This window comes from Deltaproteobacteria bacterium (assembly GCA_016183235.1).
Classification (GTDB): domain Bacteria; phylum UBA10199; class UBA10199; order DSSB01; family JACPFA01; genus JACPFA01.
Genome location: JACPFA010000033.1, coordinates 118,351 through 143,427, shown reverse-complemented (window position 1 = coordinate 143,427; position 25,077 = coordinate 118,351). Strand labels below are relative to the sequence as shown.

Sequence of the window (25,077 nt, the reverse complement as noted above, 5' to 3'; positions counted from 1 at the left end):
GAAATGATTATGTCATTCAGAGCGAAGCGAAGAATCTTCCATTTTATCTTCTTCTTTCTGTTCTGTTGTGTTCAGCCGGCCTGGCCCCAAACGGCCAACCCCTACCTTCAACAAGCTCAAAGCTTTAATCAGGCCGGCAAATACGACAAGGCGATTGATATTCTTTTTCAGGCGCTTAAAAACCAACCGATGAATGCGGCCATTCATGCTGAATTGGGCAAAGCTTATTATAGCCGCGAACTTTATCAAGTAGCTCAAGAGTCGTTACTAAAAAGTTTATCGATCAATGCTAATCAGTGGGAGGCCCATTTTTATTTAGCGCGAACCTATGCCAAACGCAAAATGCTTGAGTTGGCCGCCAGTGAATATGAACAGGCAACGAGCCAAAATAAACAATCCGCAGAGGCCCATTTTGAAGCCGGCCGGGTGTATGTGCAAATAGGCGATTTGGGCAAGGCCAAAAAACATTATTCAGCCTTAGAAAAAATGCAATCCCCCCGCGCCCCAGAGTTAATGGGCCTCATCGACCCTTCTAGTATTGTTGTGCAATAGTACTCATTTTGGGGATTATTCTCCTCACCTAAGTTTAGGGTGGCGTGCTCTTTTTATCGTAACCTATTGGAATAACTAACTTTATTTTAAAATATTTTACCCTTGCTTTGGAATAAAGTTTGCATGAAACAAGCGATATTATGGCACCTCCTATTGTCCCTATTTCTCCTGTCGTGTCTTCAACTCCCCGTGATGAAGAGATTCCGCGGTGCCCTGCAGCAGGAGAGGTTAATACTTCTGAACCGAATTTTACCTTACCACCAACAGAGCAGCGGGTTGCTCAAACTTTAACAAATAGTTCTACTGTAAAGTTATTGGCAGGCCAGTGTAGTTTGATCAGCATTGGGGGAACGCAATCGGTGGAGTTAGAGGTACCTGATCAATCGGCCATGAGCGTGCCGCTAGTTCAGTTTGAGTTAAGCGATGACCATCAACAATGTGTGGCCACAAATTTGCAAATATTTTTAGATGGGATTGCCTTTGACCAGGCCAATCAACTTTTGCACCCCGACAGTTATGGGATTACCTCTATTTACGATGCAAACCCCTATGACGCCTTAGCGCGATTACAAAATTCGGGTTTGTCAATTCGGCAACAAGAGGCCATTGCCTTTTTCATGTATGGGAAGCCCTTAAGTTTGGGGCAAACTCAAGAATTATTCGATGGTAATCTTGAATTGTTAGCTGAGCTGCAAGGATTTGGGATTATTGGTAGTTACCATGTGAATGGCCAAGTTATTTTTCGGCTCAATGAACTCGGTTTAACTTCACGCCGTCTCCCCAACGGAGAAATTTCATATTTATTTTTTGATTTGCCTCAAGCACTGCGATCATCGGGTGCGCCAGTGCCCACTGCGCAAATTAGTTCCACAAGTTTTATTCTGCAAACTTATCTTGAAGACCAGTATCGTGCAGGCACCCGTTACCGTGGAGTAGCGGCGGATTTTGGTGCGGGCACAGGTATTTTTGCCATCACTCTTTTACAGCTGCACCCTGATTTAGAAAAGGCCATTGCTTTGGAAATAGACCCCCAAGCTATGAATTTGAACCGCTTCAATGCCATGGTTAATGATGTAGCCGATCGTATGGTCGTGGTTGATAATATGGATCCAAATAATTTTACTCAAGCGCTCGCTGGGCGCAAACTTAATTTAGCGGTGTCAAATCCTCCTTTTAATGCGGTACCAAAAAGCTATGCGGCTGAATTTACCGATTTTGGTGATGGTGGCCCCCGTGGTTTAGATGTGACGGAAATTTTTTTAGATCAGGCCTTGCCGGTTTTGGAAAAAGATGCGCCATTTATTTTATATTCAGTGTTGGTGGAAGGGAGGGAAGGGAAAATTTATGCCACAGCTGCTTTGCAGGAAAGAAGCACGCCTTGGAAAGGGCGGGGGTTGCAGGTGGATTATGCACCCTTAGGTTTTGAGCGATTGACTATGGGTGCTCATGACTATGCCAACTTTTTAGCTTACTATCTCCTTGAACAACGAAAATGGCAGACGGGCCAGGCAGAACCCATATACTTAAATCCGCAAGACACCCCACAATTTAAAGTTTTGCAAAGTGAAATTCAACAAGCCTTAAAGGCTGATGGGGTCGTTGCTTTACGGCCTTATCTTTGGACCATTCGTGCGACCGAGCTTCCACTGGGATTGCAAGTAACCCACAATGATAATATGCGAATGAAAAAATTAGAGCTAGCCTATTCGCGACACAGTCAAGAACCAGATACAATGGGTGAAGGCAAGAAAGGAGGGGTTTATATAAACATCGTCCGGATGCCTGACTTGAGAGAGGGGGTGTATAGGGAATTGCATAGGGTCTCACATGAAAGTTTGTTGAGACAAAGTTTAGAGGAGTATTGTCAAAACCCCGAGCATGCGAATGATCTACTGTGCAAAATATTACCAAAGTGGGAAATTTTAAAAATTAATTTAAATTAAAAAGTGCTGCGGATTAGCTGTTATAAATTTTTAAAGGGTTGCATTGGGCGATAAGATCAAAATCGTGATCTTTGTGGAGAACTGGAAGGCCATTGCTTATTGCCACTGCGGCAATAAGACAATCGATGATTTTACGAGGAGTTTTTCCTTTTTTACGGCAGTTTCGATAAAGAGTAGCAGCCATTTCAAAATGTTCAGGGTCGCGGAAATCAAAGTAAATAAAATTTTCTAAATAGTTTTTAATTTTTTGATATTGCAAATCATTAGAAACTCCCTGAAGAATTTCTTGTTTGATGAGCCCACAAAGCCCTATTTCTTCGTTTGATTCAAGGAGCTGATGAAGTATTTTTCTTTCCTTAGAGGCAATTCCGCGGAAAAAATCAACCCATACGCTCGTGTCTACGAGGACCATTTACGTGACTTTCTTGAAGAGCTGAGATTGCCCTGCCAGTAGACCTTACCCTCTAAGCTTAACATTTTTTTTCGTCTTTCTGCTTTAACGAGCATTTCTAAAGCGTGATGGACGAGTTGTTTTTTTGTTTTGATTTTGGTTAGGCGGCCTGCTTCTTTGATGAGATGATCGTCTAAAATAATATTAGTACGTGCCATGATGTGTACAAAATAACAAATTTAGGTGTATAGATCAATAGGTAATTTAATAAAGATTCTTTAAAAAGTGCTAAGCTAAGGAGCTGCACTGAAATAAGACAAACATTTTAGCATCTCATCTTGGGGTCATCTTTGCTCGATCTTCAATCGCAAAATCCTCAAGCTAGCTTCTGCTAGCCCTCCGGTTTTGCTCATTCAGATCGGCCAAATCTGACCCCAATCTGAGCGCTAAAAGTCCATCTTATTTCAGTGCAGCTCCTAATCAGATTTATGGAGTATTCCAGTTTTCGAATTTTAGTTTTGGGATATTTTGAAAGTGTTTTTCATTATTGGAAATGAGGGTAAGATCGTGGGCTAGGGCCGATGCTGCAATAAACATGTCGGGGGCCCCAATGGGTTTTCCAATTTTTACGAGGTGTTCTTTTAGGTAGGCAAAATGTTTAGCAGCCATTGAATCAAAATAGATCTTTTCAAGGGGGCTGAGGAAAAGCTCAATTTTTTCTAAATTACTTTTAGGCTTAGCAGAGTGAAGGGCACCGTAATAGAGTTCAGCTTCGGTGATACTGCTAACGCAAAACCTGGATTGAGTTTTTTCTTGAAACCGTGTTTTAAGTTTTGGATTATTTTCATTCAATATATAAATGCAAATGTCAGTGTCGATGAGGTAATTCATTTTAGGGGTGTTCTTTCTACCTCAAGGTAGCCAGCATCAATTTCTTGAAGGATTTTTTTTGGGCTACGATCGTCTTGCCACGTTCCCCAGATTTCAAACCAAGAGGTCGGCAGGCCCGCACTCATTTTTTGCTCAATGGCCTCTTTAACCCACGCTGAACGACTCTTGCCCTCGTGCTTGGATAATTTATCTACCTTTTTTTGTAATTCATCTTCTAAATAAATGGCGATTTGGCCCATAAAAAACACCTCACAATTATATTTCCAAATATACTTGAACTAACTAAAAATTCAAGGGCAATTTGGCAATTTTGTGTAATGCCTCAGCCTTGCAGGGAGAGTGCTTGGGTTATTTCGTCAGCCGTGCTTCTTGCGGCGGCCTATAGTAAAAATTTATATCGCCTTTTTCCGTGCAACACTCGGTAAATTATAACTTTATTCTTTGCTACACGATAAAAGGCTAAGTGGTCTTGAATTACCAAGAGGCGATAACCTTTTCTTTTTAAGAAACCATCTTTGGGAATAGTTCCCAAATAAGGAAAATGTGAGAGTCTAGCGATTGTGCGATCGACATGGGTTAAAAATTTAGTGGCTTTTATTAAAGAGTCTCGACGAATATAGTCAAAAATTTCTTTTAAATCTTGTTCTGCGGTTGGTAGGTAATAAATGACAGCAACTTTTTTCACAAGGGGGTACGGGTCTGCAAACGAGCTTTGAGATTTTTCATGACCGTAGCATGAGGTTTGCCTTGGGAGCCTTCTTGGTAAAGGGCCTCAGCCTCGTCTAGTTTTCGGTAAAGCTCTAGCCTTGCCTGCATTTGTTCATATAAAGTTTGACTCATGACAACCAACTCTCCTTGGCCATTTCGAGTGACAAATACGGGTTCCCCTTCATGGCAAATTTCTACAATCTTGCGGGTTTTATTTCTTAAATCAGAAATGGGAACAATAAGAGACATAAAATACTCCTTACCTTTAATGGATAATTAAATATCATGATTATGATATAGTAATCCGTTCAAAAAATAAATTTCAAAATGTTCAATATTCAAAACTTTTTAGATTAATTTGCCGATAACTACTTTAGCCAATCTTTTAGTTGAATATCCTTTAAAATAAGAAGAGTTTATGTATAAATAAAATACATATTTATACGTATAATAATGTAAAATTTAATAATAAAAATGCATTAATTTGCGGTATAGGCACCCCTAACGAGCTTATTTTGAATAAGCTTTATTAAAATACTAAATAAAATCATAGTGTTAAATAATCATTTGCAATGAGGTTTTGGCACAGAAGTTGCCATTAAGTTCTTGGGTATGGTTTTACCGCATTTAATTCCATTGGGGTTTTACCCACTTTTAGTGCCTTGGCTTGAAGGCGAAGGCAGTGCTGCGCCTGATGAACAGGGGCCAGCTTTCGAGAAAGAAGCCGGTTCTTGGGTAGCGTTGGCGCGTGGGTTCGTGGCTGAAGGGAAATTTAATCAGGCCAAAAAGTTTTTGGATCGAGCCGAGGCCATAGCCTTGGGTGTGCCGCAGGGTGATGGTTTGGTTTTGTTTGGGGCCATGCCTGCCGCAGGTGTGGTGGAGGAGATTGATCAGTTGCGAGAAGGCATTGCAGAGGTTGAACAACATTCTCTGGCTAGAATCAAAAATGCCGTGACTGAACTTGAGCAAGCAGCCCCCACGGTGGCACCTGAAAAATTAGCTGAAACGTTGGAGTGGTTGAGCCGCGGCAAAAAATTACCAAGGTATGTGGAGATTTTAGAAAAGCTCACGCTTGAGTGTGAAGCCATGAGTCAGGAGGCTAGTGGGGTTGGGGATTTAATAGGTGCGCGCGAACTCGCCGCTGAAATTCAAGGGCGATGGGTGAGTGCTTGGGATGGGCGAGATGAGCATGGGTGGGAACAGGCCGAAGGGTATTTGCAAATTTTTAATGAGTACGTGGAATTGAAAAAACGAAAAAGTCAGATGGCCCTGCAATTAGGTGTGTTGTGGCCAGAAATTTCATCGTTGCGATTTGAAGTTGAAATTAAGACCAAACCCGTATTGGCCCTTGAGCCCAATCTTGCGACCTATCAAGAATTGCCAGTGATTCAGGTATTTGCTCGATTGCAGGCAACTGAACCTGTTGCGGCCGATCGGGTGCAGGAGGTGATGGCTGATTTGCGGGAGCCAAGCGAATATTTGGCGATAGATATGGAACATTTGTCGCGAGCGGTAGGCCGATTAAAAGGGCTTTATGAGCAGCCAGCCTTAGAAATGTTTTTAGAACGAGTTGCCGAGCTAGAAAGGCAAAAGCAAGCAGGCTCAGCGGCCTTTCAAGAGGCAAAGCTTTGGCAGGAGCTTTTGGCCGAATGGCCGGTGCTGGCGCAGGCAGCCAATCAAGCTGACATTACTAAGTTTGATGGAGAAAAAATCGAACAATGGAAAATGGCATTGGGCATTCGCTTGGCTAAATATCAGGTATTTTTAGAAGCGGAGCGGGGCCGCATTCATCAACAAGAAGAACCCAAGCGACCTTTGAGAAAGGTGCCAGGTTTCCCGGTGCCGGCTGAAGAACCGGATGAAGATTGGGTGAGCTCGCGCGAACAGGCCGTGGTTGTTCAAGTGGAACGAGTTAAAGGGCAAATCTTGCAGTTAGGTAAGGTGCGAACAGCTGAAGACCTCAAAAAATTCTTTCCAGAATTTTTTGAGAGTTTCGAGGGGCAGGTGCGAGATTTAGCTTGGAAAAAATTGGATGAAACAAATTTAATCGAGCCTGAAATTAAACTACAGCTCACCGGCTATATTTATCAATCGGGTACGGTAGAAGAAAAAATAAGGGCCTATGAAGGCATTCGAGAACAGATTGATTTTTTAACCACCCAACAACATTTAGAAACAGAATTAGTGCGATTACGCCAAATGGAAACAGAGGTGGCTAGGGCTGAAAGCAATCTTGAGGCCATTGGGTTTCCAAGCAGTGGGCAGCTGTATTGGGTGCAGCAACAACGTCGACATTATGAAAAAACTTTAGCGAAATTAAAGGCCAACCATGTGAGTCAGGCCAACCGTGATTTGGCGATCCTGCAACAGGCGAGCGTTAATGATCAATTGGAGACTGCTTATCGATTTAGCCGAGGGTTTAATTTGACAACCGATATTGGGGTGATTGCCTTAAGTGGTTTAGTGGGAGGTGTGGTGGGTGCTTTGGTGAGGATCCCTGCCATTGTCGTGATGGGCAAGCGCTTTGGCAATATCACTCATAAGATCGCAAGTGCCATGGTATTTTTCATGACCGAACAACGCTTGCATGGGCATGAGGTGTGGGTTGAACAGCAAAGTTTTGACCAGAACATGGGAAGAATTTTAGAAGGGACGGCGACGAATTATTGGCTCTTAGCCGTGACGGGGAAATTTTTACAGGTCAGTCAGAGAATAACCCGGGCATTAATTCGTGAACGGGCTTTGTTGAATCTGCGTGGTACCGGAGAAATATCAGAATATCTTTTGGGTCACGAGATGGCTCGAATCGAAGAGAACCTGCTGGTGTATGCCGGGCGTGGTGTGGCGCATTTTGGCTTTGAAGTTGGGGGCCTTGGAGTGGCCAGCGTGGGGACTGGCATTTACGAGCATGCCAAGCTTGGCGAATTTTCTCCTTTTCAAACCATGGATGAAACGCTTTTTAGCCAGGCCGCGTGGGAACAGCATGTGGTGTTTGTGTTAGGGTTACGGGTAGCCCATGTGGTGGGTAAGCCTATCATGGCACCGGTGCATGAATTTACGAGGGAAGTGGTGGACCATCAAGTGCGCGAGCGCTTAGCTGTTTTAGAACGTGCGGCCAAGGATTACGAGGCACTATTAGATGAAAACAATGTTGATGCTTTGGTTAAACTTGGCGCGTTAAGAAAGTTGTTAGAGGCCCAAGGGGTCGTGCTTGATATTTCGGAAAATATCAGCACTGCCAAGCAAGATAACCTAGATGCCCTTGCTAGGGTAGCAAGGTTTGAAAAAGATATACTGGCGCAACGTCAATGGGGCAAGATGATTGAAGAGGGGACTTACCAGCCAAGTGAGAGGAAGCGCTTAATTCGAGCCATTTTGCAAGACCCCAATGTAACGAACAAAGCAGAAATTTTAAAGTGTGCGAATCATGCGAATGGGTTAATTGTTGTCGCCTATCGCGCGTCTCAATTTCAGCTAGATCATGAAGCCGCTACTTGTCAAAAACCTTCCGATGCTATCTTCTGGTTACAACCCAAGGCACGAAGACCTGGCACCAAGCTGCTTCGCAAAGCCAAAGTGTTTGCACAAGCTGCAGGCAAAACTTTAGATGAGCGTATGCAAAAGGTCACGCAACGGACCAACAGCATTGAAGCTGTAGTGGGCGAATTGCTTATTGGCTTAGTGGTGGCCATTCGTACAGGGGCGAGGGCGGCAAGCCAATATGAAAAACTGAGAGTATACATGGAAACTGAAGTGCGCAAACAAGATCCGACCGCTAACGTTGCTGTGCAATTAGAGGGGGAAGATATTCAAGTAACGGTAAATTCCCAACTTCCCATGCCAGAGGTCGACCATCGTGCTCTTGGCGAGCTAGGCCCAATCGATATTATATGGAAGCAAAATAATGACACTTCTGGTCGAGTAAGAATTCCAGAAGAGGCTGATTTTGAAGAGCCGGATCCTACCTTAGATCCTATTTCTAGATGGGATGTTGTTTTACCTGAAATAATCGATCGTTCAACGTTAGTGGCCACTTTAGACAGCTTGACGGGAAATTCCTCTGTGGACCTAGACATTACAAACGATATTTCTTTTGCACATTGGGTTCGCGCACGAATGATAGAGGTGTCTCGAAATTATTGTGATGTTAATCGAGATGATCTGAATACCCACAATGCATTATTACTTCTTTTCTTATTCGAAGATGAAGGGGTTAATCCTACTGAAATAACCCGAAATCTTGAAGATGGGCAACTTTATCGGCTCTTGATTGCATTTCGACATGTGGAAGATGTTGTAAAGGAAGGAAGGCTGGGTTTCGATGAGAGGGTATTGCATAATCGTTATGCCGAGGCGTTAAAAGAAGCAGCCAGGACCGTGGATCCTTTAACGCGTACTTATGTAAGGGATCCTTATTTTTACCTTTATGTAGAACAAGGGAAAATACCTGCCGAGGAGATCAATCAATTTTTAATAGATTATGCCGATACGCTTCAGGGTACAGGAGGATTAGATGTTCTAATACTTGTTCGAGCTTATGTTGAATTAAGACAGGTTTGGGATGAAGCCCAAACGCGGGATTTTTTTACGGCTCTTCCTCCTTCTATTTCGAATCGTGTCTCTTATTTAATCCTTGCTACGGTAGCTCGATATTCGGGGTTAAGTAAGAATCAATTGCTGGATCTTGTTTGGAGGGGTGGTGGGCAATTTTTGCCACTTTTAGAAAGACTTGCTTCGATAAGTGCTCAATTAAATAATCCTGATTCTGAACCACTCCCAGCGTTGGGTGATTTTGAGTTTGCTGTAAGGAGAGTTAATCGAAATATTCAGGTTCCTCATAGAATCCTCTTAGATGCATTGGGTGAAGATCCAAATTTAGCTTATACCGTGGTGCTTGCCTGTTTGGGTTATGTTATTCCAGGAGAACCCACTCTTGCTCACGAGAGATTGGCTGAAATGGCTAAGATCATCCAAGAGGGATTAAGAGCAGAGGGCGTTGAAGATGCGGTTTATTATGCGGAAGGGACCCTTCTTGCGGCGAGAATCGCGGCTGCTTATGGTGAATTTGGATTAGCCTATGCTTGGATAGAAGATGCTCAAGGTTATTTGCTTCAATCCGATGAGTCTGGCCGCTTGGCAATCGGAGGATGGGAAGAATTACGAAGAACAGAATGGGAAGTGGCTTCCCATTATGGTGATTTGACTCCACTGCAAATAAATCTGCCCTATGACACCCAACTGCCACCATGGCAAAATGCCATCCGTGGCGTTTTAGCGGGTGGAATACTTGCTGATACTTATCAGGTTGTGCGGCTCCCTTTACAACGGGTTGTGCCTATTCATACCCTTTATCATCCGACCGCGGCAAGCAATGTCTTTGATACGATCCAAATTATCCGTCAAATTATGCTTTTTAAGCTTACCATGGAAGGCTGGCAACAAGGCCAGGAAGTTTCAGATTCATTGCTCTATAAAACCCTCTCCTCTTCGGATTCACATGGTTTGCCACCACTGGTTTCTGCAGAGACAGAAGGTGGGCATGCACTATTGCTAAACGGTCATCATCGAATGGCGGCACTGATTAGTTTAGTAGCCGATGGCCTGCTTCCACCTGGAACACTTGAGAGAGTTCCATTTGTACGAGTGCACGATCAATCTCCGACTCATATTTTGCAGACGGCCTTTGTTGGAGGGGAGGCGGGTTCCATAGGGCCTTTTTCATGGCGGGAGGTCATGGGGTTTAGTGATCGTACCCGTTCCCTGATGGGGGCATTGGGTGCTACTAAAGAAATAGGGGATCTTTTACCTCAAATGCCTGTAAGAGTGGGGGGCGAGCGCACAGCCATTCCCATTAGTGATAGTCATCAAATTACCTGGCTGGATGGTTTTACAACATTGCTTGGAGAGCCTCGGTTTCAAACTCGCGTGGCCGAATTGGCCCGTAAACCTGGGTTGGATGTTATTACGATTGATGATGTGCAAACTTTGGCAGGTGAATTTGGGCAACCCGTTGATGCGGTGATTGTGGCTGCTAACCGCGTGCGATTTCCAGACCTTAATTTTTCACAATACACCGCACGGGATGGGCACCCTATGTTGATTGCTCATGAACGCGAGGCGGCCAATTTACGCCGCCTCTGTGAGGTTGATCCTGAACGCAATAGTGTTGCTTGGTATCTTTTGGAAAATCGCACGCATCCAGACAACTTTTTTTCCCGTGAGCGATTGGCTGCTGCTGCCGGGATTAGCGACCTTACCTTACAGCGATTGGAAAATGCAGAAGTGTTGGCTAAAGGTGAAACCAATTATCCTATTCGGGAAACCTTTGACCGGTTAGAGAGTGTATTGCGGGGTACTAAAGATGAATTGGCCCATGCTTTCAATCAAACTGTCTATCCTGCTTTGGCCCTTGACCGATTGGCTGTGGATTTTCGCCCCTTCATTGATCACAATACCAACGATAAAGATAAAATTGATGGTTACTTATATTTGTTGGATCAACGTGAAGCGGGGCGGGACGTTGGTACCTGCCAAATCGCGTTTTTCGTTTATCGACATCAGTTAGAAAACTATCCTAGCCATGGGGTATTAAGTAGTAGGCTTAATCGTGGAGATAATTTTTGGAATAAACTCGAGACGGATGAATTGAAACCTGAAGACGTGCCGTGGGGTGAAGTAAAGGCTGAATTGGAAAAAGCGGGATTACTCACAGAACCTTTGTTGCAATTATTAGAGGCCCAAGGGTTTACTGTAAACCTGCAAAACCCTCTCCATACGCCGCCCGAGGTGCGCAGGCTTGCGGCCATTGCAGCAACGGGAGCAGCTCTTGATCGATCCTCCCCTCGAGCGATCTTGGCAGGTGCCTTAGGAGCCGATGGAGTGGCCGTGGCTGCCGATAGAATAGGTATCAACCGTGGTACCTTGGCCCCCTGGCTCAATCGTGATGATGCCCCGCTGGCTTCGCCTGCAGTGTTGGCAAAAATTAAGGCCGCTTATCCTCAATTTGAAGCCGATCGCTTTTATTTAGCCCAACGCCAGCGAGCTGCACGACCTGGCCAACGCACGGTCGTGGATTTTTTCCCAGAATTAGCTGGTGATACGCCCCATTTGATTTTAACGACTGTTGAGATTGAACAAGCCCATGCCTTAACCTTGCCCCCCTTGGTGGCGGCGGCACGCCGAGCTCGCGGCATGACCCTTGAGCAATTTGGTGCACTCATTGGTGTTTCGCGGCCTGTGGTCAACCGTTTAGAAACAGTGAATAAACAAATTCAAGATTTGGATGTACTTTGGAACTTAGCACAAGAATTGAGCGTTGATCCCCGGGTTTTGTTTATCCATAATGAACCCGGGGTGCTTCAGATTTTTCAAATCCGTGAACCAGACCGGGGGGGGGTAAGGGAAACAGGAAGAGAAAATAGAAGAATCTTAGTTCGAGCCTTAGACGCCCTTTATCGAGATCCCAAGGCAAGTCCGAAAGCAATCAAAAGATGGGAAGATTGGGCCAAGGATAGGGGAATCATTGGTGCCATTCTGAAGAGAATGTTTTATGCCGAAGATCCTGCTCACTTAGATCCAACGCAATTTTACTATTATGCCAGATGGATTAACCTCGGGTTGAGTTCTTCCAATCTTCGAGATCAACGATGGGCCATCATTGGCTTTCAAACAATTCGAATGGGCCTTCTTAAAAATAATCAAAACGATATTTACGAATCTCAATTTCTCCCCCTTGTTCGGGGGGAACATTTCGCATTTGTTGAACTTGTCCAAAAGTGGGAGGAACTGGGTTTGTTCTATGTTGATCGTGCCGGAAATAAAGAATCTTTGAGAAAAGTATTACAAGACAGAGATCAAAACCCAGCCCAAGAACCACCTAGTTCTATTACAATCGCATCGAGAAGAGATGACTCCTTTGCTTTTAGTAAATTTAGTATCGCTCAACTAGTGCCGGTTGGTAAAAACCGTCATCCATATTATGAGATCGCCAACGATTCCTCGGAAATAGAATCAATTTTAGAAAAGGAACTTTCCCATCTCCCACCAGGCAAAAAAATACCAGTCACCATTATTGCCCATTCCAACAATCAGGGTATGGGTCTTGTGGGGGGCAGATTCACAGGGCCAAAAATGTTGGTTGATAAGATTAAGAAATATGAAGATCATATTAGTTATCTGATTATCAAAGGTTGTTCTACTGACAAGCCATTAACTGCTGAGCAGAGAGAAATGGTAGCTAGTAATCCAGAAGGATATACTTTGTTGAGACAGCTTTCGTTGGGTTTACCCAACGTTGTCGTGGTCGGTCTTCAGGAGGAAGGGCTTCTCTACTCACATTTCCGTCCAAATGGTGAACCGGTATTTAAAAGTGGCACCGCTCCATGGATTCGTTTGAAAAATGGTGAGTCTTTGGAAGATCCTAACCCACCCAAATTCTAAATGTCCATTAAGCAATTTTCTCTGTAATCCATTGGGCAAGTGCTGCCATGACCTCAAAGCCTGGTATGGAGGGTGGTGTGTATTTGAATTCATTCACAACGAACCAGGCACCATGCTAATTTTTAGCCCATAATTCCGCATATTAAATATTTTGTTTTTATTTGCGGTTTTTAATAAACAACTTGATAATTCCGCATATTAAATATATAAACATCATATGCGGAATTTTATTGGTCGAAAAGACTATCTGCTTAAACTCGAAAAGCTTTGGAAAGAAAATAAAACAAAGCTGGTGTCTGTTTATGGGAGAAGAAGGGTTGGTAAAACCGAGTTACTTAAGGTTTTTAGCAAAAACAAACGCACTTTTTTCTTTGAGGCCCTTGAAGGGGTCGAAACTTCCATACAGATTAAACATTTTTTAGCTCAACTTTCTGAAATGTTTCAAGAGCCTTATCTGCGGGATCTTGATTATCGAGATTGGCCACCGGTTTTTGAGCTGCTGTCTCAAAAAATCGAGCAAGAAAAAAACATTCTCATTATTTTTGATGAGTTTCCTTGGATGGCTTCTGGGCGTACCAAGCTTGTTAGTTACGTCAAATTTTTTTGGGATAAGAAATGGAAATACCATTCTCACTTATTGTTGATTCTTTGTGGGTCCATTGCTTCTTGGATGGTTAAAAATGTGGTGCGTTCTACAGCCCTTTACGGTCGGATGAGTGAGAATGTCTTAGTAGAACCCTTACAACCTTCTGAAGTTGCGATATTTATTGGCAATAAGCGAGGGCAGAAAGAAATTTTAGAATATCTTCTCTGTTTTGGGGGTATTCCACGCTATTTAGAAGAATTTAATTTTAACCAGTCGATTCAACTCAATATTGAAAATACTTGTTTTGAGAAATCGGGCTTTTTTGTCGTTGAAGCCGATAAGATCTTTTATAGTCAGTTCAGAGAAGTAAATTTGTATAAACAAATTGTGAAGCATCTTTTATTAAGACCTTTGATCCTCAAAGATATATCACAAAAATTAAAAGTGCCGAGTGGAGGTGGGCTTAAAACTTATCTAGATAATCTCAGCTTAGCCGGAATTGTGGGGAAAATGTCGCAAATTGAAAATTTCAAAGTTGCCAAAGTTCCTCATTATTACTTGGCAGATGAATTTTTAAGATTCCATGCAACCTTTATTTTGCCGCATCAAGATGAAATTGAACACACTTCCTTTAAAAAGAACTTTGCAAAATTTACCCATCATCGATGGCATCCCTTTTTAGGTTATGCCTTTGAACGGTTTTGTTTAAAACATCGTTACACCATCGCTGAGGTTTTAGGTTTTTCGCAAAAAGTATTAGGGTGTGGTTCGATGCTTAATCATCAACGTGGGGGGTACCAATATGACCTTCTTTATTTAAGGAGTGATGCAACGATTACACTTGTTGAAGTAAAATATGTTTTGGAACCTTTGAGTACCTCGATTATTAGAGAGATGGAGTCGAAAATACAAAAGACTTCTTTTCCCAGGGGCATAACCTTAGAAAAAGTTTTAATTTGTAATCAAGTGCCAACTCTTTCTCTTGAGGAAAGTGGGTATTTTCACCACATTTTGACCGCAAAAGATTTATTCTTTTAGTTGGTTCTTTAAATATAACCCTTGATTTTATCCTAAAAATGGCTATAATAACCGGTGATTTTAACCATAGAGGTCGACCATGTATCGCTTTGCATTGGACTATCTAAAGGAATGGAAAAATAAAAAAACACGCAAACCACTTGTCATTCGCGGCGCGAGACAAGTGGGGAAATCGTTTTTGGTTGAGATGTTTTCAAAAGAGGCTTTTGAAAATTTTGTCAAAATCGACTTTGAAAAGATGCGCGACATCGCTCCATTATTTGAATCAAAATCCCCAAAGACCATCATTCCGCTGCTTGAAGTAAAATTTAACACAAGCATCCTGCCAGGCAAGACCCTTCTTTTTTTGGATGAAATACAAGCGGCACCGGATGTTTTTGCGACGATCAGATATTTCTATGAAGACATGCCTGCTTTGCATGTAATCGCTGCGGGCTCGCTCTTGGAATTTATTCTGGCGGAACACGAGTTTTCCATGCCGGTTGGCAGAATAGAATATCTGCACCTTGGCCCAATGCAGTTTGAAGAATTTCTGATGGCCGTTCAAAGGGAAAAACTTCGCGAAAGCTTGTGTCGTTATAAAATAGGTGAAATAATCCACTCATCGATCCATGGTGATCTCCTGCGACTGCTCAAACAATATCTTGTGATCGGTGGCATGCCCGAAGTGGTGTCTGTTTTTTCAAAGACAAATTCTTTCAGAGAATGCGAAGCCGTTCAGCAATCTATCATTTCAACCTATCGCGACGATTTCAATAAATACTCGAAACGAGCAAATCCCCGCCGCTTGGAAAAGATTTTCAGCAAGGTGCCGCAGATGGTTGGAAACAAATTTAAGTACAGCCGGGTGGATCATGAAGAAAAATCCAGAGACCTGCGGGCATCTCTCCAGATGTTGTCTATGGCAAGGGTTGCAATCCCCGTCTACCACTCATCTGCGAATGGCGTGCCTTTAAGGGCGGAAATGGATGAGTCGAAATTCAAGGTATTGTTCCTTGACGTGGGCCTTTTGTGCCGCAGTTGTGGGCTCAGTATTTCGGAATTTGAAAGAACCCCAGACGTGATGATGATAAATGCCGGCGCAGTCTGCGAGCAGTTTATAGGCCAGCATCTTTTATACTCACGGCAATTCTATGATGAATCCGAAATTTTTTACTGGATCCGCGAGAAAAAAACTTCAAATGCGGAAGTGGATTATCTCATCTCAATAGGGCCAAATATCATACCGGTCGAAGTCAAATCAGGGAAAAGCGGAACTTTGAAATCGCTTCAGGTTTTTCTCTGTGAAAAGAAGCGCGATTTTGGGCTTCGTTTCAGTAGCAACCTTCCTTCTCTTGTAAGCACCGTCACAAGTCTGCCTGACGGAAACAACAGACCCTTCAAACTACTTTCTCTCCCTCTTTATATGGTTGGACAAACAAAAAGGCTATGTTCGCAATAAAAAGATTTATTCTTTTAAGCGTGCTCTTTATTCACAACGAACCCAGGGTGTGTTGCAGATTTTTGAGATTTGAGAACCTTAGGGTTATCCAAATTTAAGAACTTTGCTGGCAAATTTATCGATGGGGATGACTTCAATGGGCAGTGCTTTGGGTTGATAATGTTTTTGCCCCATATGAACTTGATAAAAATAAGGAATGGAGGTTCGTTGTTGAAAATAGTGAATATGTGGATTGACACTGGTGTCGCTTAAACGGCATTCCACAGCAAACAGAGGGGCTCCATTTTTGATAACCACAAAATCAACTTCTCGTTTATCGGTATCGCGAATATAACGTAGCTCCATGCGTTCGCCTTCCGTGTCTTCTAGGTAATCGCAATAAGCCAGAAGTAGGCTCCCTACGTAGTTTTCGAAGCGGGCTCCAGGGTCTAAGATTTGTGACCAATCCCAAAGGTAAGTTTTTTGTTCTTTGCGTACCGCCCGAATTTTGGGTGCGCCATAAGGAGAGATGCGATAAATATAAAATAATTTTTCTAAAACAATGAGCCAACGTTGTACGCTAAAATGAGCGACTTGTAGATCTTCCCGCAGTGCATTGATTGATAATGGAGAGCCAACCAAAGCAGGTAATCTTTCAGCTAAACGAAAGACCAAATCAATTTCTTCTATTCTTTCCAAATCACGCAAATCATCGCGTAACACTTGGATCATGCGGTTGCGATGCCAACGCTTTAAAACACGTTCGGAGCCTGAATAAAAAGGTTCTGGGAAGCCACCCAATTTTATGAGGGTTTCTATCGTTTGACGGGAAATCGATTTTTCAATTTCGTTGGGTACCAAGGGATGAAGTCGATAAAAATGATACCTGCCAAATAAAGAATCCCCACCTCTCCGATACAAGTCAAGCCTCGCACTACCGGTTACTAGGTATTTCTTTTCGTGTTTGGTTTTGTCATAAAGGCCTTTCAGGTAATTCCGCCACCTTTTAAATTTGTGAATTTCATCAAAAATCAAAAGAGGTTCATCGACCGGAAATTCTTGGTGCATGATTTTAATACGATCTTTATCACTGTCCCAATTTAAATAAGCGGGATGCGATTGGTTACCCCTCAGAATTTCTAGGGCTAAAGTAGTTTTGCCAACTTGCCTGGGCCCTGAGATGAACACCATTTTTTCTTTAAGATCAGAAATAATAGGAGGTTTGATATTTCTCATGGAAAATCCATTATGATTGAATTTACTACTATGTAAAAAAACTCATGAGTATTTTTACATATATATTAAATTAATAGCAAGTAAATTTTCTTTTAGTCAAGAGATTGCGCGCTTCATATTCCGCACATTGAGGTAAAAAATTTAATATGCGGAATTTAATAAATAACTTGATAATTCCGCATATTAAATTTGTAACCATGAACGCGAAGGAGATCTTAAACTTTTTGATGTTAAATGGAAGGCGGCAATATCCTATCAGGCATTAAAAAGACCTGTGGAGATCCTTCACGCCGATTCGCTCATTTCTTTTCTTCTCAGTTAATCCAAAGGTGCCATGTCAATTAAGGCTACTTGAATACCTGCTGCCATGGCTTCAAAGCCTGGTGTTGAGGGTGGGGTGGCTTTGGATTCGTTCACATAGTCTTTGAGAACGTAAAGGTCGGGTAGTGAAAGGTCTTTCCACCAGCCAAGGTCTAATTCGCGTGCTGCTGTTTCAGGCGATGCAGAAGCTAATTGTAAATTTTCTGCTTGTTGATGGGCGCCGTAATAAGGATCATTGGGGTAAGAGTTCCAAAAAGTTTTGATGAGCAGGTCTTTTTTATCCCAATCGGTGTAGCGCTGTTTATAGGTAGCCATAAAAGTTTGGCGTTCTGATTCTGCAGTTTTTTGATTAGCCAAGAGAGCAGCCTCGGTCAAAAGGCCTGCGATGTTTTGGTCGGCTAGGCCCCAGCTTTTAGTGAGGGCTTGTGTTTTGGCTTGAGTATGTAAGGCGCCAAGTTGTTCTCGAAGTGCAATGGCGGTCATGGGGTCAAGTTCATTACAGTGGTCTAAAAATTCTGTTTCCAATGATTTTAATTCCCGATCGTTTTCAATGGCTGCTACCGTGAGCTTTTGGCCTTGAGTTCGAGCGGCCGAGACATAATTGCGTAGTTCTAAAGGAAGCTCAGTCAATCGATTGTGGGCAATGGCAAAGGCGTGGGTTTTAAAAAGTTTGGGGTCGAGGGCGCGCCTCTTGGCAACTAATTCTGATTGACCACGAATCACTTCGGGTTGATACAAGAGGCGATGCAGCAGAAAAATATTGTGATGAGCAATTTCATCGAGCCTGGTTTGATATTTTTGCAACGCCAAAGCGGCTGCATTGTCTTGCGTTTTCAGTGTAACTAAGTCACCAAAGGCTTTATTAAAAGCCTCGTAATCAACTTCACCATCCTGATTCACACGAATTTTAGCAACGCTTGTCTCCATGGCTTCGATGGGTTTGTTCATATCTAAGCTAAGCATGATACTTGAAACCGAGGCCTCGATTTTTTTGAAGACATAAAAATCGATGATGGTTGATACCACCGTTCCAAGCCCTGTGCCCTTCAAACCTTTTAAAACAAGCGACAGTCCCTTCATTACGGCCGCAGTTACGGTGTGGCTAGCGGTGAAAATTAAACCCATTTTACCTAAGTCCTTGAAGCTAACCTCACCCGTGGCAATCATTTGCATAAAAGCGAGGGCTAAGTAAGTGCCAGAGTGATTAATAAGCCCACGTTTCATAGCAAGATATCTTTTATTTCCAACAAAACTTTTGTAGCGATCGATCGGCATTTGAGCTTTCAATTTTGTTTCCAAAGCTTCGAAGCTTGCTTCGAAAATCTTTTTACTCCCGCCACCCACGGCGGCTAGTTCTGCCCACGTGAGCCCGGCATGTAACGGGCTGGCATGCTGCCACCGGCCCATGGCGGCTTCGGATAAAATATCGGCGATAATAAAAGTGGTTGCACCGCCCATGGGGTGTTCTACCCAAATAGGGGATTTGAGAATTTCTTTAAAACTTGCTTCTTGAAAACGCCCTAAGGTCCCATCTTTGCGGCCTTCGATTTGCACGAGGAAATCTTCGATCGTGACGGTGTTGCCTTTGCCTTGTTCAACGGCAGTTCGCAATAACGCTTCAACGTGGTTCAAGTTTTCAAAAACTTCACCCGAGCTACTGCGCACGGTAAATGCTTTACCCATCGGATCATAAAGCCGATCAAAAAGTTTATTGATTTCTTCTGGGCTCAATTCGCCTGCAAAATGTTGATTCAATGCCTCAACGATGCGAGCTTTTTCTGCCAAGGCGCGCTCACCATATGTTGTCACATGTTCTTTCCAGAATCCTTTAAGGGCGGTAAGCCAGGGTGAATCTGGTTTGGGAGGAAATGTAGGTTTGGGTATTTCTGGTTTTGCGGGATCTGGTTTAGTAGGTTCTTCCATGGGTCGAAGTTCGGTAACGGGAATGCGGGCAGGTTGGTCAGGGGCTTCCATTGCCGTAGAACGGAGGGCTTCAAATGTGGCCATGCCTTTGAGTAATTGAAGGTAAGGCAGGTTGATTTCTAGGCCATGTTGTTGACAGGCCTTAAAAATTCTGCTGATCAATTCAGAAAGATGGTTGAGATCGGCTTCCCAGCTTGTGCCGATTTCAATAAGTTCTCCTAGCAAAAGCGTGCGATCATAATCAGCCAGTTTGGTGCCCATTTGTTCTAAAACATTTACCAGTTGGTCGGGATGTTCGTTTAACTCCATAAAGGAACCCATGAATTCCCGTACCTGGTTTTGTTCAAACCCGGATAATTCTCCCACTTGGCCAAAATCTAAGAGCCAAATTTTATAAGTGCCGTCATCCTCGATTTGTACTCGCACATTGCCGGGCTGTAGATCGGAATGATACCGCCCCTGTTCCAAGGCCTGCTTCATCAACTCCTCTTGCAGTTTGTCTAAAATTAGTTGTCGGGTGGCATGGTCAGGGATTTGAGAGAGGGGAATACCTTGAATGAATTTTTGGACACTAGCCTTTGCTCGCACCAGTGGTTTGCCTTCTCCATCAATCACATACTCAGGGAGATCAATACCAGACGATTTATGGGCCCGTATGGCCGCGGCATTTTGAGCCTCTTGGGTGAGATCAAATTCTGGGCGTACCATTTCTAAGAAAAAGTTTACCAAACGTTTGGCCTGCTGAGCACCAGGCAGGCGTCCGCTGTGGAGTTCCAAAAATCGGGCCACATTTTGAAGTTTAGATAAAGCGGTTTTAAATTTATCTTCTTTGGATTTGGGAACGACCTTAATGGCTACTTCTTGCCTTCGACCGTCGATGGTTAGGGCCGATCGATAAACTTCACCAATGGTGCCTGAACCGATAAGAGCAGTTCCTGCCTCGTGGTATGTTTCAAGATTGGTAATGAGTTCATCAACGAATGGACTACCTGCAAATTGTTCACGGATGGTTGCCTTGACCTCTTCAAAATGACTAGGCTCTACATTGCTTTGTAATTTTACTAGCTCTTGGCGAATTTCTAGAGGCACTTCTGGCCAAAAGCTCAAAAACTGCCCCACTTTTTCTAGGCCGGTCTTTTCTATAAAAATACGCAAAGCTTCGCCGAAATTTTTTGCATTTTTCAATTCTACTAATAAGGGATTTTGTTCCCCTTCAATAAATTCTAAAAAGATCCAGGTTAAAAGGTGCCTGGTTAGAATATCCCGTTCTTCAAAGAAAGGGGGTAATTTAACTTGGCCTAGGCGGATCTTGTCGTAGAGCCAATCATATTCTGTTTGTATTTTTGGGAAATGAGCAATGAGAGCCTCGGCTACTTCTGCGGTAGGTAACTTAGCCCTTTGTAATAGTTCTAAAACCTCTCCAAAATCATGCTGGCTTAGATAACGGTATTGCCAGGGGAAGGTGGGTACAAGGGCCAAAAATTCGGCTAGCAATTTTTCCCGGTTTAAGTGGGTAATACCTTTTTTCTCTATGACGACAGCCAAGTGAAGGGCAGCAAAAAGAATAGAGCTGCGCCGTTCCAAAGTCCGTTTATCTGTATAATCAGATTCACCCATATACACTAACCAATCCATGGGCTTCGCTAAATCAAACTTTGTGGTGGAATGATGAACCTGGAGACGGCAGCGTTGTAGAAATTGTCGTGCCTCATCAGGGGGTAACAGCGCTATCAGGTTCAGCCAAAAATCCCCGCCATTTCTTAAGTCACGGCTTTTAAGGAGCTCAAACATTTGGTAAAAAAGATTTTCCTGCTCGGTTTCACCATTTTTACTGAGGGTTTCGGCAGTATGAACTGCGTAGACCGAGATGGTGTCAGTTTCCTTGAGTTTGGCAAAAATAAGGCGTTTCCATTTTAGGCTTAAAGAAGGGTTAGCCAACTCTCTTAAGAAAAAAAGCCTTTTTACCTTGGCCTCTCGGGGATCGTTTGAAGAACTCCATAATTCAAACAGAGTTTCTGCCATGGCCTCTTCACCTGTAGCGTAGGCTCTTTGCCAATCCTCATAAATTTGTGCAAAAAAGAGTTGGCGTAATTCGTCAATGGTTTTAGGTTTACCATCGTAACCTTCTCCTCTAAAGGTCTGGCATTCATGAGCTACCAATTCTTTTATATCAGCACTCAATCCCTGAAGCGTGGCTGTATCACCCTCGCGCAGGGCAGCTTGATAAGCAGCTTTAAGTTCACCAGGGTTCAAGCTTGGGCGAACCTCAGGTGAAACAAAGGCTCGTAAGTAAGCCAGCGCCCTTTGATATTCATCGGTAGTTCGTAAATTTTTCAAATCTGGGTTGGAAGGGGCGAGCGCATCATCGGTTAGCCTTTCACAAACCCATTGGAGGCCTTCTAGGGTCCTGGTCATACGAAAATCTTCACCATGGTAACGCAAGGCTCTAGCAGCGGCTGCCAGCCGATTAATTAGGATTTTTCGGGCAAGGGGGTAGTTGGGGCTTTCTAAAATAAAGGGGATGACTCGGATGGCTTCTAACAGGCCTTCCAATCCTTCAAGAGATTTGGCATAAACTCCAGGCTCAGGCGAGGCCTTCTCGATGAGGTGGGCAAAGAGTTTATCTTTTTCTTGGTCAGAAACCGGCAAGGTTTTTAGGGCATCAAAGAGCGGACTCAATTGATAGGCATAATCCGTTGAATGGCCACCTATGCTTTGGAGGGTTTTGTCAATGCACGCCATGGCCAAACGCAAGAGACAAGATTCTTTTCCGGCAAAATTTGCTAGCCAACTGCCATTACTTGAAGCTTCGCTAAGCAGGGATAGAATTTCCAACAGGGCGGTTTTGTCAAATTGCCTACGGGTTTCGACTAGGTCGTGTTCAATACGTTCCACAAGGGTGTCTAGGCCTTGCCCTTGATTAAGAATGGCAGATAAAGTTTCAACCCATAGCCCGATTGTTTTTTCACGGTGGAAAGGTGTGCTTTCCCTTTTCCATCGGTCAACAAAATCTTGAATCATCTCTCGTTGGCCTCCTTCCAAGGCGAGCTTGATAAGCTTGAACAGGCAAGTTTTTGCTCCAAATGAGTCCTCAAAAGAAGATTTGGTAGAAAGAATTTGTTGGTAAACATTTTTTAAAATAGAAGCTTGATCATTTGATGGAAAGGAGGCGAGATTTTTTAAGATCGCATTCCAACGGGCAATTTCTGTAAAGCCCGTTTGTGGTTTGAGCAAAAATTCAAGCCCGGCTCGTTGCAGATCGAGATCGGTTGAACCCAAGGCTAAATCCGCCAAGTATTCTAAATGTTGACTGAGTGGGGTAGCATAAGACCGAAAATAAAAATCCCATAATCTTTGCCTATCGGTGTTAGAACCACACTTGCCAACGTCTATTATTAAAATATCTGTAAAGAGACCATTCCGATTATAGGGTTCTAATATTTTAAAGTGTTGATCGTGATAAAAGAAAATTTCTAAACCTCGGGAGACTTGCTGAGGATCGGCTAAGTAGAATCTAATACATCGTCCTAGTTGAAAAAGAATATTTCTTTGGGAAGCTTGTTCGACAGTTTCATTTTCTGTAGGGCTATATTTAATAGTATCTTTGACTCTTCCAATGAAAGTGCCTTGCAATAGATCCACTGATCGGGCGAGTAAGTCATAGGCTCTCTTTTTCAAAGACTCCGTTTCAGTTGAATGGGGTAGTGCCTGAAGATCACCCAATACAATTCCCAAATCATAAACCACCTCAGCTAAGCTATAGTCAAGTTCACGTTTTTGCTCCAGGTCTCTCAAAGTTTTTTCTGCGATGGCCAGCACATCTCCAACCCATGCGGCCTCGCCGGCATCGACCAGGATTTTAATGTCACCCTCTGTGATGTGAATACGACTATCCCGGTGGGATTTCAGGGGTTTTTCTCTAAAGGCCTCGGCAATCATGCTCATACCTTCAGCCATATATCCTGAGCGCAGTAGCGAAATCCCTAATTGCCATTGGGTATTGGACTTGGGTTCAGTTTGCATGATTCCCATGAGTTTGCCATAGACCTTGGCAGCGGTAAGAGGATCGGTGTATTCAGCAAAGTGGAGCACGATTTTCCATTGGGAGATAATTCCTTGAATCGAGCTAGCTAAAATTTTTGTCACTAATTCGGCTTCCTTACCTAGGATTTCAATAGTATCAGCAGCCATTTCAGGGGCATCTTGAAGAAGATTAGGGTTGTTGGCTGGAAGGGGTTTAGGACGAGGCTCAATATCCACTTCAGTGATTTTTGCTTGTTTAGAGGCCCTGGCCTTTTCTTCAAGTGGATCTCCCATGAGAGCTCCTACTTGTGTGACCACAAAATCAAAATCTTTGCGTAAAAAATCTTGTGCTTCTTCAGGAGAAAGCCTGCCCATTAAAAATGCCAAAGCACGATCTCTTTTTTTCGCTGCTTCACCGGTCATGGTGGCGAGGCTTAAAGCGGCTAAACCCATCCGAGTTTGGTGGCGGTCAATCAGCGGTTTTAGGTGCTTTTGATAAAAATCTCCCAAGGCCTTTGCGGTAATGATTAATTTACCGTCTTTTTCCTCAACATTCATTAGGGTTAGGATTTCGCCCCAAGTGGGGTAACTTTGTTGGTTAGTCTTGCGAAGCAAGGCCAGATAAAGGGCCCCAATTTTGTAAGGGAGGTAGGCCTCACTTTCCCGTATGGCCCAGTAAACTCCTTCAAAGCCATAGTGTGCATAAGCAGAGTCTATGACCTCCTCAGTCTCCAAATAATTTTGAAGGGACTTAAATTCAAATAAATTGTGCCCAGCGGTCTGGTGAAACGCCATAGCGAAGCGGGTTTCCGATGAAAAGGCCATGGCTTCGTCGTAGTATTTGTTGGCAAGCACGGCGTGGTAGATTTGGTGAAAAGTTGCATCGGACCCAGGAATGTCGGGTAGGTCTAAATGATAGTCTAGTGGTAAGTAAGAGTAGGGCGCTGCGTGCACTCGTTCATGAAGTAGAGTGACGATATTAGTACCTTGAGTGCCAGAGGTATGAAGGGTAATTCTCTGGGCTTGTGCCGCAGTTTTCCGGCTGATATCCTGGTCAAACGTAACGTGCGTACCTCCACGTATGTTGCTACGAGGGTCTACTTCCACAAATTTTATCGGTACCCCCTTTGCCGCTTCCGAAATCTTTCCCGCATCTTCGGGATCAATCAACATGAATAGTTGATGCGCTAATTTTAAATCAGCTTCGTTACGAATCCCATTTTCTAAGATATCCATGAAAGGGGTCAGGTCAATGGGAGTGCCGGTTGCTTGGTTTGGAGCGATTTGTCCAGTATAAGCCTGGGCTGTACCAAAAACCCCAGGCCTAGGCGGTTGCCCATTGCCCGCATTGGCAGCCCAAAGTTGTGGAGAGGTAATGAGCGACCAAACGCTCGGAGCAGGAGCGAGGGGAGGTGGCGTTTCCGGCTGATTGGCAACGGGCCCCACCGTGCGAGTAACGGAACCTAAATCCCCTAAAAATATCCACACCATCCTTTTAATTCATAGCAAGGTTTATACCAATTGCTGGCTAAGAAAACTTAAAAATATATAATTATATCAATAAGTTAGTATAGCTCCCCGGGATGCTTTTAGTTCTTAGAGGTGT

At 43.5% G+C, this 25,077-nt stretch carries 13 protein-coding genes; 5 read left to right on the top strand and 8 right to left on the bottom strand.

The window, feature by feature from the left end; genetic code table 11:
- Positions 1-9 precede the first annotated feature (9 nt).
- Together HYU97_08590 and HYU97_08585 are read left to right on the top strand one after the other, a co-directional pair.
- Positions 10-552 (top strand): tetratricopeptide repeat protein, encoded by a 543-nt coding sequence (locus HYU97_08590; GenBank protein ID MBI2336799.1) that lies wholly within the window; start codon positions 10-12, stop codon positions 550-552.
- A gap of 140 nt (positions 553-692) precedes the next feature.
- The gene (locus tag HYU97_08585) at positions 693-2,495 is read left to right on the top strand and encodes a methyltransferase (GenBank protein MBI2336798.1); all 1,803 of its coding nucleotides are present in this window, start codon (positions 693-695) and stop codon (positions 2,493-2,495) included.
- A 13-nt stretch (positions 2,496-2,508) separates the two neighbouring features.
- Here the strand turns inward: HYU97_08585 and HYU97_08580 are convergent, their stop codons facing one another.
- The 6 genes from HYU97_08580 to HYU97_08555 form a co-directional block, all read right to left on the bottom strand.
- The gene (locus HYU97_08580) at positions 2,509-2,907 is read right to left on the bottom strand and encodes a PIN domain nuclease (GenBank protein MBI2336797.1); all 399 of its coding nucleotides are present in this window, start codon (positions 2,905-2,907) and stop codon (positions 2,509-2,511) included.
- Positions 2,895-3,104: a type II toxin-antitoxin system VapB family antitoxin gene (locus HYU97_08575; protein MBI2336796.1), complete on the bottom strand. Its 210-nt coding sequence runs from the start codon at positions 3,102-3,104 to the stop codon at positions 2,895-2,897. Before HYU97_08575 ends, HYU97_08580 begins: the two co-directional genes overlap by 13 nt.
- A 268-nt stretch (positions 3,105-3,372) precedes the next feature.
- A complete protein-coding gene (locus HYU97_08570) occupies positions 3,373-3,777 on the bottom strand; it encodes a type II toxin-antitoxin system VapC family toxin (protein MBI2336795.1) in 405 nt (134 codons plus the stop codon).
- Positions 3,774-4,016 carry a CopG family transcriptional regulator gene (locus tag HYU97_08565; GenBank protein MBI2336794.1) on the bottom strand — a complete coding sequence of 81 codons (243 nt, stop codon included), beginning with the start codon at positions 4,014-4,016 and terminating at the stop codon, positions 3,774-3,776. The genes HYU97_08570 and HYU97_08565 overlap by 4 nt, the downstream gene beginning before the upstream one ends.
- Positions 4,017-4,156: 140 nt before the next feature.
- Positions 4,157-4,462 (bottom strand): type II toxin-antitoxin system RelE/ParE family toxin, encoded by a 306-nt coding sequence (locus HYU97_08560; GenBank protein MBI2336793.1) that lies wholly within the window; start codon positions 4,460-4,462, stop codon positions 4,157-4,159.
- Positions 4,459-4,734 carry a type II toxin-antitoxin system prevent-host-death family antitoxin gene (locus tag HYU97_08555; GenBank protein MBI2336792.1) on the bottom strand — a complete coding sequence of 92 codons (276 nt, stop codon included), beginning with the start codon at positions 4,732-4,734 and terminating at the stop codon, positions 4,459-4,461. The genes HYU97_08560 and HYU97_08555 overlap by 4 nt, the downstream gene beginning before the upstream one ends.
- Positions 4,735-5,097: 363 nt before the next feature.
- Here HYU97_08555 and HYU97_08550 point away from each other — a divergent pair, with 363 nt between their 5' ends.
- From HYU97_08550 to HYU97_08540, 3 genes are all read left to right on the top strand, one after another.
- Positions 5,098-12,924, top strand: coding sequence for a helix-turn-helix transcriptional regulator (locus HYU97_08550; GenBank protein MBI2336791.1), 7,827 nt, complete (start codon positions 5,098-5,100; stop codon positions 12,922-12,924).
- A 217-nt stretch (positions 12,925-13,141) separates the two neighbouring features.
- Entirely contained in the window at positions 13,142-14,548 is a 1,407-nt protein-coding gene (locus tag HYU97_08545; protein ID MBI2336790.1) for a hypothetical protein, read from the top strand.
- A gap of 79 nt (positions 14,549-14,627) precedes the next feature.
- Complete coding sequence (locus HYU97_08540; GenBank protein MBI2336789.1) at positions 14,628-15,989, top strand: ATP-binding protein; 1,362 nt, start codon at positions 14,628-14,630, stop codon at positions 15,987-15,989.
- Positions 15,990-16,073: 84 nt separating this feature from the next.
- Here HYU97_08540 and HYU97_08535 read toward each other — a convergent pair whose 3' ends face one another.
- Positions 16,074-17,204, bottom strand: coding sequence for an ATP-binding protein (locus tag HYU97_08535; GenBank protein ID MBI2336788.1), 1,131 nt, complete (start codon positions 17,202-17,204; stop codon positions 16,074-16,076).
- A gap of 318 nt (positions 17,205-17,522) precedes the next feature.
- Positions 17,523-24,962, bottom strand: a complete 7,440-nt coding sequence (locus tag HYU97_08530) for a hypothetical protein (GenBank protein MBI2336787.1) — start codon at positions 24,960-24,962, stop codon at positions 17,523-17,525.
- Between the last annotated feature and the right edge of the window lie 115 nt (positions 24,963-25,077).

Coding starts and splice junctions, on each gene's coding strand:
- HYU97_08590 (MBI2336799.1), top strand. CDS start 10: ATGTCATTCAGAGCGAAGCGAAGAATCTTCCATTTTATCTTCTTCTTT.
- HYU97_08585 (MBI2336798.1), top strand. CDS start 693: ATGGCACCTCCTATTGTCCCTATTTCTCCTGTCGTGTCTTCAACTCCC.
- HYU97_08580 (MBI2336797.1), bottom strand. CDS start 2,907: ATGGTCCTCGTAGACACGAGCGTATGGGTTGATTTTTTCCGCGGAATT.
- HYU97_08575 (MBI2336796.1), bottom strand. CDS start 3,104: ATGGCACGTACTAATATTATTTTAGACGATCATCTCATCAAAGAAGCA.
- HYU97_08570 (MBI2336795.1), bottom strand. CDS start 3,777: ATGAATTACCTCATCGACACTGACATTTGCATTTATATATTGAATGAA.
- HYU97_08565 (MBI2336794.1), bottom strand. CDS start 4,016: ATGGGCCAAATCGCCATTTATTTAGAAGATGAATTACAAAAAAAGGTA.
- HYU97_08555 (MBI2336792.1), bottom strand. CDS start 4,734: ATGTCTCTTATTGTTCCCATTTCTGATTTAAGAAATAAAACCCGCAAG.
- HYU97_08550 (MBI2336791.1), top strand. CDS start 5,098: ATGGTTTTACCGCATTTAATTCCATTGGGGTTTTACCCACTTTTAGTG.
- HYU97_08545 (MBI2336790.1), top strand. CDS start 13,142: ATGCGGAATTTTATTGGTCGAAAAGACTATCTGCTTAAACTCGAAAAG.
- HYU97_08540 (MBI2336789.1), top strand. CDS start 14,628: ATGTATCGCTTTGCATTGGACTATCTAAAGGAATGGAAAAATAAAAAA.
- HYU97_08535 (MBI2336788.1), bottom strand. CDS start 17,204: ATGAGAAATATCAAACCTCCTATTATTTCTGATCTTAAAGAAAAAATG.
- HYU97_08530 (MBI2336787.1), bottom strand. CDS start 24,962: ATGGTGTGGATATTTTTAGGGGATTTAGGTTCCGTTACTCGCACGGTG.